General features: G+C 67.3%; 9 protein-coding genes. 6 read left to right on the plus strand and 3 right to left on the minus strand.

All coding sequences use genetic code 11. From position 1 onward, the window contains the following. The first annotated feature begins 291 nt into the window (after nt 1-291). Entirely contained in the window at nt 292-3,030 is a 2,739-nt protein-coding gene (gene rpoD, locus FVD38_RS20530; protein ID WP_147936510.1) for an RNA polymerase sigma factor RpoD, read from the plus strand. A 75-nt stretch (nt 3,031-3,105) separates the two neighbouring features. On the opposite strand, the gene ppc is transcribed toward rpoD, so the two are convergent. Further along, nucleotides 3,106-5,919, minus strand: coding sequence for a phosphoenolpyruvate carboxylase (ppc, locus tag FVD38_RS20535; RefSeq protein ID WP_147936511.1), 2,814 nt, complete (start codon nt 5,917-5,919; stop codon nt 3,106-3,108). Between the two features lie 167 nt (nt 5,920-6,086). On the opposite strand from ppc, the gene hemC reads away from it, so the two are divergent. The 5 genes from hemC (at nt 6,087) to ppa (ending at nt 10,938) form a co-directional block, all read left to right on the plus strand. Beyond that, nucleotides 6,087-7,052, plus strand: a complete 966-nt coding sequence (gene hemC, locus FVD38_RS20540) for a hydroxymethylbilane synthase (protein WP_147936566.1) — start codon at nt 6,087-6,089, stop codon at nt 7,050-7,052. Beyond that, complete coding sequence (locus FVD38_RS20545) at nt 7,045-7,833, plus strand: uroporphyrinogen-III synthase (protein ID WP_147936512.1); 789 nt, start codon at nt 7,045-7,047, stop codon at nt 7,831-7,833. Before hemC ends, FVD38_RS20545 begins: the two co-directional genes overlap by 8 nt. Continuing rightward, nucleotides 7,833-9,086 carry a uroporphyrinogen-III C-methyltransferase gene (locus FVD38_RS20550; protein WP_147936513.1) on the plus strand — a complete coding sequence of 418 codons (1,254 nt, stop codon included), beginning with the start codon at nt 7,833-7,835 and terminating at the stop codon, nt 9,084-9,086. Before FVD38_RS20545 ends, FVD38_RS20550 begins: the two co-directional genes overlap by 1 nt. A 26-nt stretch (nt 9,087-9,112) precedes the next feature. Continuing rightward, nucleotides 9,113-10,309, plus strand: coding sequence for a heme biosynthesis protein HemY (locus tag FVD38_RS20555; RefSeq protein ID WP_147936514.1), 1,197 nt, complete (start codon nt 9,113-9,115; stop codon nt 10,307-10,309). An 89-nt stretch (nt 10,310-10,398) separates the two neighbouring features. Next, on the plus strand, nt 10,399-10,938 hold the full coding sequence (gene ppa, locus FVD38_RS20560; RefSeq protein ID WP_123071033.1) for an inorganic diphosphatase: 540 nt from the start codon (nt 10,399-10,401) through the stop codon (nt 10,936-10,938). 116 nt (nt 10,939-11,054) lie between these two features. Here the strand turns inward: ppa and FVD38_RS20565 are convergent, their stop codons facing one another. Then, nucleotides 11,055-12,524, minus strand: coding sequence for a PA domain-containing protein (locus tag FVD38_RS20565; RefSeq protein WP_147936515.1), 1,470 nt, complete (start codon nt 12,522-12,524; stop codon nt 11,055-11,057). After that, nucleotides 12,511-12,930: a post-PEP-CTERM-1 domain-containing protein gene (locus FVD38_RS20570; RefSeq protein ID WP_147936516.1), complete on the minus strand. Its 420-nt coding sequence runs from the start codon at nt 12,928-12,930 to the stop codon at nt 12,511-12,513. The genes FVD38_RS20565 and FVD38_RS20570 overlap by 14 nt, the downstream gene beginning before the upstream one ends. Nucleotides 12,931-12,939 lie beyond the last annotated feature (9 nt).

A 12,939-nucleotide genomic window follows, 5' to 3' on the forward strand; every position in this document is an offset into this window, starting at 1 on the left:
TAATAGCCCCTTCCCCTATTCTTCTAGAAAAATAGATGCAAGCCCGTGTTAGCGGGCTTTTTTTCGTTCCGACATGCACAGCACGATTTTGAACATCGACCATCGCCTATCTGTCCGCAGCCCAGAATCGAGTTGGCGCGCGCAAAAACCGGTAAGTCGTGCTTGAAACCTGGCATGTCCGCCCCTAGGTAGGGCCACTTCCGTTCCCCCTTTCCCAGGACCCGTACGCGGGTCCCGCTGGAATATTGACTTCGCAGGCGCGCAACAGGCCTCGACTGGAGAGTTTTAAGTATGAAAAACACCGCCAAGACATTGACACTGACAGCGAAAAAAGCGCCGGCCAAGGCTTCGGCGCCGCTGGCAGTGCCGAAAACCGCGACCTCCTACTTCCTCGAAACGGAAGCGGCGGCCAAGGTGACGGTGGTCAAGACCCGTTCGCGCCTGGCCACGCTCAAGGCCCAGGCCGACGCCATCCTGGCCGCCGGCGGCCCGGTGGCGGCCGAGCCGGTCGCTGCGCCAGTCGTGGAGGAGGCGCCTGTTGCTGTTGCTGCGCCGGTCGTGGCCCCGATCGCCGCCGCGGTCGAAGAAGTCGTGGCCGAAGCCGCCGCCCCGGTGGTCGACGAATCTGCTCCTGACTCTGTCGCTGCCGACGTGGACGCCGGCATCGACCTGGCCGCCGAATACCTGCAGGCGCAGGCCAAGCCGGCCGTGGCGCCGGTCATCGTGCGCAAGCGCGGCAAGCTGGCCGCCCTGAAGACGGCCGAGCCGGAAGCCGCGGTCGCCGCTGTTGCTCCGACCGTGGCGCCGGTGGCCCAGGCCGTCGCCGAGGAAGCGCCGAAAGTCGTGCGCACCCGCGCCGTGCGCCGCGTCGACACGGGCGCCAGCGTCCCCGTGAGCGCCGTCGGCGCCGTCAGCAAGACCACCGACGCCGCCGCGCTGGCCGCGATCGACACCTCGGGCTACCTGCTGCCGCAGGTGAAGGTTCCGGGCCGCCGCGGGCGCAAGCCAAGCGAATTCGTGCCGGAGAACGACGAAGTCGCGGCGCTGAACGCCGTCGAGCGTGCCGAACTGAAGGCCGCCTCGAAGGCGCGCGAGCGCAAGGCCAAGGGCATCGCCATGCTGAGCGAAGCCGGCTTCTCGGAAACCGAACTCGAAAAACGCCGCCAGCAGCTGAAGAACCTGATCAATATGGGCAAGGAGCGCGGCTACCTGACCCATGCCGAGATCAACGACCACCTGCCTGAAAACATCATCGATCCGGAAGCGATCGAAGGCATCATCGCGACCTTCAACGACATGGGCATCGCCGTCTACGAGCGCGCCCCTGAAGCCGAGATGATGCTGCTGTCGGACCAGGCCGTGACCCCGACCAGCGAAGATGAAGTCGAAGCCGCCGCCGCCACCGCCTTGTCGACCGCCGACTCCGACTTTGGCCGCACCACCGACCCGGTCCGCATGTACATGCGTGAAATGGGCGCGGTGTCGCTGCTGACTCGCGAAGGCGAGATCGAGATCGCCAAGCGCATCGAGCAGGGCCTGAAGGACATGGTGCAGGCCATCTCGGCGTGCCCGATCACGATTTCGGAAATCATCGCGCTGTCGCACAAGATCGCCAGCGACGAGATGAAGATCGACGACGTGGTGGACGGCTTCGTCGACCTGAACGACACCCCGGCGCCTGCCGCTTCGGTGGCCCACGCGGCTGCCACGGCCGAAGAGGACGACGAGGAAGAAGAAGAAGTCGAGGAAGAAGAAGAGGAAGGCGACGGCGGTAACGCCGGTGGCGCCGCGGCCGGCTACTCGGCCGAGCAACTGGCCCAGCTGCGCAAGAGCGCGCTGGAGAAGTTCACCCTGATCGAGCAGCAGTTCGACCTGATGGGCCACGCATTCAAGAACGAAGGCTACGGTTCGCCGGCCTACGAAGAAGCGCAGGCCGTGATCTCGTACGAGCTGCTGGGCATCCGCTTCACCGCCAAGGTGGTCGAGAAGCTGTGCGACACCCTGCGCCGCCAGATGGACGAAGTGCGTTCGATCGAGCGCGCCGTGCTGGACATCTGCGTGAACCGCTGCGGCATGCCGCGCGCCCACTTCATCAAGGTCTTCCCGGGTAACGAGACCGACCTGCAATGGGGCGACCGCGAAGTCGACTGCGCCTATCCGTACAGCGCGGTGCTGAGCCGGAATCTGCCGGCGATCAAGGAACTGCAGCAGCGCATGATCGACCTGCAGGCGCGCGTGGCGCTGCCGCTGGCCGACCTGCGCAAGATCAACAAGCAGATGGCGGCCGGCGAGAAGCGCGCACGCCAGGCCAAGCGCGAAATGACGGTGGCCAACCTGCGCCTGGTGATCTCGATCGCGAAGAAATACATCAACCGCGGCCTGCAATTCCTGGACCTGATCCAGGAAGGCAATATTGGCCTCTTGAAGGCGGTCGACAAGTTCGAATACCGCCGCGGTTATAAATTCTCGACCTATGCGACCTGGTGGATCCGCCAGGCGATCACGCGCTCGATCGCCGACATGGCGCGCACGATCCGCGTGCCGGTGCACATGATCGAGACGATCAACAAGATGAACCGCATCTCGCGCCAGATCATGCAGGAAACCGGCAGCGAGCCGGATCTGCCGACCCTGGCCGCCAAGATGGAGATGCCGGAGAATAAGGTTCGCGAGATCATGAAGATCGCGAAGGAACCGATTTCGATGGAAACCCCGATGGGCGAGGACGGCGATTCGCAGCTGGGCGACTTCATCGAGGACAACGCGACCCTAGCCCCGCTGGACGCCGCACTGCACGCCTCGATGCGCAACGTGATCAAGGAAGTGCTGGACTCGCTGACCCCGCGCGAAGCGAAGGTGCTGCGCATGCGCTACGGCGTCGAGATGTCGAACGACCACACGCTGGAAGAAGTGGGCAAGCAGTTCGACGTGACCCGCGAGCGTATCCGCCAGATCGAAGCCAAGGCAATGAGCAAGCTGCGCCAGCCGTCGCGTTCGGACAAGCTCAAGACTTTCCTCCACAACCACTAATTCATTGGTGGTGTGGATGTAAAAAAGCCGCCCGGTTTGCGCCGGGCGGCTTTTGTTTTTTCGGACGTTACGCGTTCAACCGGTGTTGCGCAAGCCCGCCGCGACACCATTGATCGACAAATGAATCCCCCGATGCACGCGCGGATCGGCATTGTCGGCCAGCTTGCGGCGCCGATGGATCAGCTCCACCTGCAAGTGGTTCAGCGGATCGAGGTAGGCGAAGCGGTTCTGGATCGAACGGGCCAATAGCGGGTTGCCGGCCAGGCGTTCGCTGGCGCCGGTGATCGCCTCCAGGGTGCGGATCGTTTCGCCATGCTCGGCCGAGATGCGGCGGAAGATGCGTTCGCGCAGGCCCGCGTCGCTCACCAGGCCGGCATAGCGCGAGGCGATTGCCAGGTCGGTCTTGGCCAGCACCATGTCCATATTCGACAGCAGGGTGGCGAAGAACGGCCAGTCGCGGTACATCGCGCGCAGCTCTTCCAGTTTCGCTTCGCGCTCGCCACCGACGCTGGCGTCGTCGAGCCAGCTGGTCACGCTCGAGGCGAACCCGAACCAGCCAGGCAGCAGCAGGCGGCACTGGCCCCACGAGAAGCCCCAGGGGATCGCGCGCAGGTCTTCGATGCGGCGGGTCGACTTGCGCGAGGCGGGACGCGAACCGAGGTTCAGTTCGGCGATCTCGGCGATCGGCGTGCCTTCGAAGAAGTAGTCGGTGAAGCCCGGCGTTTCGTACACGAGGTTGCGATAGGCCTTGTAGGCGCGGTTGGACAGCTCGGCCATCACGGACTCGAAACGCTGCAGGCGTTCGGTATCGATGCCGCCGACGTCATGCGGCGTCAGGCTCGCTTCCAGGGTCGCCGCCACCAGCAGCTCCAGGTTGCGGCGGCCGATCTCGGGGTTCGAGAATTTCGAGGCGATGATCTCGCCCTGTTCGGTCAGGCGGATCTGGCCGTTGACGGTGCCGGGCGGCTGGGCGCGGATCGCGTCGTAGCTCGGGCCGCCGCCGCGGCCGACGGTGCCGCCGCGGCCATGGAACAGGCGCAGCTTGACCTGGCGCTGCGCGAACACCTCGACCAGCTTCAGCTCGGCCTGGTACAGCTCCCAGTTCGAGGTCAGGAAGCCGCCGTCCTTGTTCGAGTCGGAGTAGCCGAGCATGACTTCCTGCAGCCGGCCCTGTTTCTCGATGATGCCGGCCACCAGCGGAATCGCCATCCACTCGTCCATGATGCCGGCGGCGCGCTGCAGGTCGGGGATCGTCTCGAACAGCGGGATCACCATCGCGTCGCTCGTGCCCGCACTGACCCGCATCAGGCCCGTCTCTTTCTGCAGCAGCAGCACTTCGAGCAGGTCGGACACGGTCTCGGTGTGCGAGATGATGTAGTTGCGGATCGCGCGCGGACCGTAGCGCAGGCGGATCTCGCGTGCGGCGCGCAGGATCGCCAGCTCCGAATTGGTCTCGTCGCCATAGCTTTCGTAGGGCGAGAACAGGGGCCGCGGTTGCTCCAGCTCGCGCAGGATCAGCGCGCGTTTTTCTTCTTCTTCCATCCCCGCATAGTCGGCTTCGACGCCGGCGCGCGCGAACAGCTCGGCCAGCACGCGCTCGTGGATGTCCGAGCTCTGGCGCATGTCGAGCGAGGCGAGGTGGAAGCCGAAGATGCGCGCGGCGCGCAGCAGGCCGGCCAGGCGCGGCTGGATCAGCATGGCGCCGTGGTTCTGGCGCAGCGAATCGGCCAGCACCTCGAGGTCGGCCGCGAACAGTTCCGGGTCGAGATAGGGCGCGGCATGGCCGACTTCCTTGCGCAGGATGTGGCCCACGCCCAGCTCGCGCGCGGTGGCGGCCAGGCGCGCGTAAATGCCGATCAGGGCGCGGCGGTAGGGTTCGTCGCTGCGGTGCGGCGAGGCGTCGGGCGAGGCGTCCGCCAGCTGTTCCAGCGCCGGCGACACCTTGACCAGCAGGGTGGAGGCCGACAGCTCGGCGCCCAGCGCGTGCACCTCGTCGAGGTAGAAGTCGAGGATGGTGGTCGACTGGCGCGTCAGCGCGTGGCGCATGGTGTCGGCGTTGACGTTCGGGTTGCCGTCGCGGTCGCCGCCGATCCAGCTGCCCATCTGCAGGAAGGAAGCGTGGGCGGCGGCAGCCGATCCATCGCCGCCATACTGTTCGGCGACTTCGAGTTCGATGTCGTCGTACAGGGCCGGCACTTCGCGCAGGAAGGTGATGCGGTAGTAGGACAGGGCGTTTTCGATCTCGTCGGCCACGGTCAGCTTGGAATAGCGCAGCATGCGCGTCTGCCACAGGGTGGCAATGCGGGCGTGCAGCAGCTGCTCGTTGCGGTGGCGTTCCTTCGGCGTCTGCGGCGCGTCGCGCTCGGCCAGCAGGCGCGCGATATCGTGCTCGGCGTCGAGGATGCTCTTGCGCTGGACTTCGGTCGGGTGGGCGGTGAGCACCGGCGAGATCAGGGCGTCGCGGAAGAATTCATCGACCGTCTCGCGCCCGATGCCGGCTTCGGCCAGCTTGCCCAGCGCGTAGCCGATGCTGCCCGAGCGCGGCGAGGACCCCTTGAGCAGGTGCGCGCGGCGGCGGCGGTTGTGGTGCTGGTCTTCGGCGATATTGGCCAGGTGCGAGAAGTACGAGAATGCGCGCACCACCGAAATCGTCTGGTCGCGGGTGAGCTTGTGCAGCAGGGTGGCCAGCTCTTCGCCGGCATCGGGATCGTCGTCGCGGCGGAAACGCACCGCGGTCTGGCGGATGGTTTCGACGATGTCGAACACCGCGTCGCCTTCCTGGTCGCGCAGCACGTCGCCCAGCAGGCGGCCGAGCAGGCGGATGTCTTCCTTGAGCGGGGCGTCCTTGTCGGCGCCGGCTTGTACTACGGGTGCAGCAGGATTGTCCATATCGACCACAAGTAATAGATTGTGCGATGGCGGTTGGCCACGATCTGCAGGATGCCCCATGATAAAATTTATGATCTTATGCAGGGAACGGCTACTGGCATCGTCCGGGTCGGCCCAATGACAGTGAAAGAACTCGAGTGTTAAACGCTATACAGCAGGTAGTTACCGTGGCGCCCCAGGCGCCAGCCAGACTGATTATCGCATCCCGCGAGAGCCGCCTCGCCATGTGGCAGGCGGAGCACGTGCGCGACCGGCTCGCCGCATTATATCCAGAATGTAGCGTCGAAATTCTCGGAATGACAACACGCGGCGACCAGATCCTCGACCGTACGCTGTCCAAGGTCGGCGGCAAGGGCCTGTTCGTCAAGGAACTCGAGGTCGCGATGGCCGAAGGCCGCGCCGACCTGGCCGTGCACTCGCTCAAGGATATGCCGATGGAGCTGCCGGAGGGCTTCGAGTTGAGCGCCGTGCTGGAAAGGGAAGACCCGCGCGACGCCTTCGTCTCGAACGACTTTGCCAGCCTGGATGAGCTCCCGGCCGGCGCCGTGGTGGGCACCAGCAGCCTGCGCCGCCAGTCGCTGATCGCGGCGCGCTACCCGCACCTGGTGATCTTGCCGCTGCGCGGCAACCTCGACACCCGGTTGGCGAAGCTCGATCGCGGCGAGTACGCGGCCATCATCCTGGCTGCCGCCGGCCTCAAGCGCCTGGGGCTCGAGCAGCGCATCCGCGCGCTGCTCGAGCCAGAACTTTCCCTGCCGGCGGCCGGCCAGGGCGCGATGGCGATCGAGATCCTGAGCGGGCAGCGCAGCGACGGCGTCGACCTGCGCGCCGTGCTGGCGCCGCTCAACCATGTCGTCACCGCCCAGGCGGTGCTGGCCGAACGCAAGGTGTCGCGTATCTTTGGCGGCAGCTGCCAGATCCCGCTGGCGGCCTATGCCACCGTGCAGGACGGCCAGATGCGCCTGCGCGCGATGGTCGCGACCCCGGACGGCAAGCGCAGCGCGCACGCCGAAGTGCTTGGCTCGGCCGAGCAGCCGGAATACCTGGGCGAACAGGTGTCCGAGCTGCTGGCGCAGCAGGATGCCAACGCGATCCTGGCCGCCTGCCGCGTCGATGCGGCCGAGGATGCCTGAGCTGGAGCCAAAGGCGAGCGAGCGCGTGGTCGTGGTCACCCGGCCGCGCGCCCAGGCCGACGGCCTGGCAGAGGCGCTGCGCGCGATCGGCCGCGCGGTCGAAGTCTTGCCGCTGCTTCAGATCGCCCCGGTCGACGATCCGGCGCCCCTGCGTGCGGCGCTGGCCGACTTGCCTGACTATGCGCTGGCGGTCTTCGTGTCGCCGAATGCGGTCGATGCGGCGTTTGCCCACCTCGATGCCTGGCCGGCGGCCGTGCCGCTGGCGGTCGTGGGCGAGGGCAGCCGCGCCGCGCTGGCGCGCCATGGCGTTGCCGAACCGGGCTATACGATCCACAGTCCGCTCGACCCCGCCCACAGCGATTCGGAACACCTGCTCCAGAACCTGGACCTGGCCGCCTTCAGTGGCCGGCGCGTGCTGATCGTGCGCGGCGATGGCGGGCGCGAGCTGCTGGCCGACGCCCTGCGCGCGGCCGGCGCCACGGTCGAGGCGGTGGCGGCCTACCGCCGCAGTACCCCTGTATTGACGCCCGGACTGGCCGCACGATTGCGCGCCTTGCTGGCGCAGCCAAACGACTGGATAATCACGAGCTCGGAAGCCCTGCGTGGCTTGGGCGGCCTGGTGGAGGCGCTGGGGCCGCAATTCGAGGCACAGTTCCGGCAGCAGCGCCTGGTCGTGCCCCACGCGCGGATCGCCGAGACGGCGCACGCTTTGGGGCTGCGCCACGTGACCCTGACGGGATCCGGAGATGCACGCCTACTAGCAGCGTTACAATCACAATAATGAACGAATTGCCGAACAATCCAGATCAGCCGCAGGCCAATGTGCCCGCACCGAGTCTCCACAAGCCCGACGGCGTCCAGGGCGGCGCGCCGTCGGGCGCGGCCGGTGGCGCTACTGGTACGCCCCCGCCGGGAGGCGTGCCGCCGGCCGGCGGAGTCCCCGTCCTGCCGCGCATGGGCGAACCGGGCGGCCCCGGCCTGTTCGACCGCCTGGCGCGCCCGCTGCCGCTGGCGGTGATCGCCCTGGCCGTGCTGCTGGCGCTGCAGACCTATTCGTCGCACAACCGCATCAATGCGCTGCGCCAGGACATGGCGCGCAGCCTCCAGAAGGGCAATGCGGTCAATGCCGAGACGGCCGCGCTGGCGCGCGACGTGGCGGACCAGTCGAAGGAGCTCCAGATCAAGGTCGGCGTGCTCGAAAGCCGCCAGAGCGAGGCCCAGAGCCAGCAGGTGGCGCTCGAGCAGCTTTATAAAGACCTGTCGCAGAACCGCGACGAATGGGCGCTGACCGAAATCGAGCAGGTGCTGTCGACCGCCAGCCAGCAGCTGCAACTGGCCGGCAACGTGCAGGGCGCCCTGATCGCGCTGCAGAACGCCGACCGCGCGGTGTCGCGCTCCGACACCCCGCAATTCCTCACCATCCGGCGCGCGATCGCGGGCGACATCGAGAAGCTCAAGGCCTTGCCGGCGGTGGACCTCGCCGGCGTCGCCGTGCGCCTTGACCACGTGATCGGGCAGGTCGATTCGCTGCCGATGCTGTCCAATGAAAAACCGCTGCTGCCGGTGGCGCCCGTGCGCACCGGCCGCAAGGGCGAGGCAGCGGTAGCGCCGGCCACGCCGGCCACGCCGGCCACCGGTCCGGCGCAGCCTCTGGGCGTGGGTCAGCGCATGCTCGACACCTGGAGCCTGTGGAGCCAGGAGATGTGGGACGACGTGCGCCAGCTGATCCGGGTGCGCAGCGTCGAGTCTCCCGAGGCGCTGATGCTGTCGCCGAGCGAATCGTTCTTCGTGCGCGAGAACCTCAAGTTGCGCCTGCTGAATGCGCGCCTGGCGCTGTTGTCGCGCAACGAGGCGACCTTCCGCGACGACCTGGCCACGGCCCAGGCCATGCTGCTCAAGTATTTCGACACGCGCGCGCGCGTGACGCAGTCGGCCCAGGCCGCGCTGCGCCAGGTCCAGGCCAATAACCTGACGATCGAGATGCCGACGCTGGCCGACAGCCTGAATGCCGTGCGCAACTACAAAGCGAAATAAGTCATGCACAGAGCGAAGCGATAATAATGCGTTTACTTCTTTGGTTAGTCGCCCTGATGGCCGCCGCCATCGGCATCGCCGTAACGGCGCGCTTCAATCCGGGCAATGTGGTGCTGTTCTATCCGCCGCACCGGATCGACATGTCCCTCAACCTGTTCGTGGTGCTGCTGGTGGTGTCCTTCCTGGCGCTGTACGCCTTGGTGCGCGCCGCCAACGCCACCCTCAAGATGCCGCAGCGCGTGGCCGCCTATCGCCAGCGCCGTGCCGAGCGCGAAGGCAACAAGGGCATGCGCGACGCGCTCAAGGCCTTGTTCGAAGGCCGCTTCGGCCACGCCGAGAAGGCCGCGATGCGCGCCGCCGAGCTGCCCGAGAACGCGGGCCTGGCGGCCCTGGTCGGCGCGCGCGCCGCGCACCGCATGCGCGAGCCGGCGCGGCGCGACGCCTGGCTGGCCGGGATCGCCCACGACAACACCCTCAAGACCGCGCGCCTGATGACGGTCACCGAATTGCTGGTCGACGACCACCAGCCCGAGGCCGCGCTCGAAGCGGTGGCCGAACTCAATGCCAGCGGCCAGCGCCACATCCACGCGCTGCAGTGGGCAATGAAGGCCAACCAACAGGCGCGCAACTGGCCCGAGGTGCTGCGCCTGGTGCGCATCCTGGATAAACGCCGCGCCCTGCATCCGGCCCTGTCGAGCCGCCTGCGCGAGCTGTCCTACGAGGCGCTGCTGGGTGGCGACGGGCACGACGCCGAATCGCTGCGCCGCATCTGGGCCACGGTGCCGCCGCAAGACCGCACCGTGCCTTATATCGCGGCGCGCGCGGCCAGCGCCTTCAATGCGCGCGGCCTGCACGACGAGGCGCGTGCGATCGCCGAAGAATCGCTCAAGGCCGGCTGGGACGAGCGCGTGGTGCGCGCCTACCGCGACGCCGCCAGTCCATTCGGCTCTCCTTCACTCCTGGCCCAGATCGAGGCCTGCGAGACCTGGAGACGCGAGCGCCCGATGGACGCCGAGCTGGCCCTGACCCTCGGTTCGCTGTGCCTGAAACAGAAATTGTGGGGCAAGGCCCAGCGCTACCTGGAGCAGGCACTGTCGGACGCCACCGAGCCGTCGATGGTGCGCGAGGCGCACCTCAAGCTGGCCCAGATGCACGAGGCGCTGGGGCAGGAGCAGGAGGCGGCAAGCCATTACCGGCAGTGTGCATTGGCCAGCATTCTTTGAGGCGCGCACGCATGGCCCGCCGCACAGGCCATGTCTGTTTCGCTATAATGACGGCCTATTATTGACTCTCCAGCAACCAAGGACCATCCATGAGCCTGAATAACGTCCCAGCCGGCAAAGACGTGCCGAACGACTTCAACGTCATCATCGAAATCCCGATGAACGCCGATCCGGTCAAATACGAAGTCGACAAGGACAGCGGCGCGATCTTCGTCGACCGTTTCATGGGTACGGCCATGCACTATCCGTGCAACTACGGCTACGTCCCGCAGACCATCGCCGACGACGGCGATCCATGCGACGTGCTGGTCATCACCCCGTTCCCGCTGCCGCCGGGCGTGGTGGTGCGCTGCCGTGCGCTGGGCGTGCTGAAGATGACCGATGATGGCGGCGGCGATGCCAAGGTGATCGCGGTGCCGGTCGAAAAAGTGCTGCCGATGTACAAGAAAATCCAGTCGCTGGAAGACCTGGAAGAGCTGCGCCTGAAGCAGATCCAGCACTTCTTCGAGCACTACAAGGATCTGGAGCCGGGCAAATGGGTCAAGATCGAAGGCTGGGCTGGCATCGATGAAGCCAAGGCCGAGCTGGTGAGCGGCGTGGAAGCGTACAAGAAGGGCGCCCAGGCCTAATCGCCCAGGCTTGACGTTGTCGCAGAGCGAGCCGGTTCCCGCGAGGGCGCCGGCTCTTTTTTTGCCGGCGGCGAGCGCGGCGCGTGAAGCCGCCGCTGCCGCCTTTTCAGCTCAGCCTACCAGCCGAGATCCCACAGCAGCGGCAGCGTCAGGTCGCGCGGCGGCATGACCGAGTAGCGCAGGTCGCTGTTGATCGACGGTTCCATCAGCAGGTTGCGCGTGGCCTCGGTGGTGAAGTGCGACACCGAGGAACCGGGTGCGTTGACGCCCGGCGTGTACATGAGCATGCGCTTGCGGCCGTCGGTGCCGGCCAGCCGCACCGGATCGGACTGCAGCCGCGCGACCACGCCGGAGCGGTCGGATGAGCGGTTCTGCAGGGCTGCCTTGAGCGCCCATCCGTCGGCGCGCGTGATGCGGGCCGAGGGAATCGCGATGCTCGCATCGAGACCCGGCATGCCCGCCACTTCGCCCGGCACGCTGTCGGCGACGATCATGCCGAGCGCGCCGGCGGCCTGCACATTGCGCGCCTTGACCACGTAGTCGCAGCCGCCGCGGTCGACCAGGGCGATATTGCCGCGCACCGCCAGCGCATTGGTGGCGCTCAGCGCAGAGCAGGCCAGGCCGTTGCCGTTCAGCTGGTCGACCACCGGCATCAGCTGCGCACTGACCGGTGCGTTGCGGATCGCCGGACCGAAGCTGGCGTCGCCCACCGCATATTCGCCCGCGGCGGCGCCGGCATTCTCTCCGCCGATCGTCAGCACCGATGCCGGGCTCAGTACGGCCGGCGTGGAGCGGGTGACATTCCAGCCATTCCAGGACAGGCCGCGCCAGGTGGTGGCGCTGGCCACCCGTTCGGCCTCCGTCATGATTACCCACGGGCGCTCCCGGCGGTTGTCGACCAGGTTGAAATCCCAGATCGAGGGGCGGCCGAGCAGGAAGGCGCCCGTTTCGTCGTCGGTAAAGGTCTGGAAGCCGAGGCCATGGGCGATCTCGTGCAGCAGGGTGGCCACCAGGTCGATCTGGCTGCCGGCCTTGCGGTCGAGCCCCAGGTAGAAGGTGAGGCCAGGAACGCAGTCTGGGAACAGGCCCAGCCGCGAATTGAAGCGCGCGATGATGTGCGGGTCGCCGGGCGCGGCGAAATCGACACCGGCCAGTTTGCTGGCCAGGGCGCTTGGATACCAGGTGCCGTTGATCTGCGCGCCCGGGAAGTTGGCGACCACCTGGTAGGCGCCGGCCGCGCCGAGCACGGCGCCGGTGGCGTTGCAGTCGAGCGGCAGGAAGGCGGCGCCGATGCGGATCGGCACGTTGCTGACGATGTGAGAGGCCCAGATGTCGGCGGCACGGCGGAAGGCGTGCAGGCGCTGCTCGCCCAGGGTGGTGCCGGGATTGCCGCCGACCGGCAGGGCCGGCGTCGGATCGTTGAAGCCGACGCCGGGAGCGTTCTCGTTGATGATCTGGATGGTGGCCGCGCGCGCGCCGCCGATGGTGGCGAAGGCGGCCACGGCCAGCAGGGCGATGGCGGCGATGCGGGCAAGATGGCCAAGACAGGCGCCGGCAAAGCCGGCATGGCGGTTAACGATGGTCATGGCGGGAGGCTCCCTGAGCGGCCGGCGCGGATTGGTCGAGGATGCGGGCGGCGGTATGGGCGCCGTCGACGCAGTGGTGGTCGAGCTTGCCATCGGCGCCGCGCTTGACGACGGCGTACACGAGGCCGCGCTCGCCCAGCACGGCGCTGCTCTCGCCACGGGTGCTGGTCACCGCCTGCGGCTGTGCCGGCGCCTCGCGCGTGGTGGTGACCGGAGAGGCGCGCAAGGCGCGCAGTTCGGTCGCGGTCGGCGCGCGCAGCTCGCCGGTCTCGGCGTCGCGGACGACGGTCAGGCCCTGGGCGGCTGGCGCCCGGGGCGCGGCGCCGGCGATGCCGCACAGCGTCATGAGCGCGACGGCAAGAGTGAGAGCAAAGGCGGGAGCAAAGGAGGAAAGTGTGGTTCGCATGGGATTCTC

Origin of the sequence: Massilia arenae, from assembly GCF_008014745.1 — a bacterium.
GTDB classification, from domain to species: domain Bacteria; phylum Pseudomonadota; class Gammaproteobacteria; order Burkholderiales; family Burkholderiaceae_D; genus Telluria; species Telluria arenae.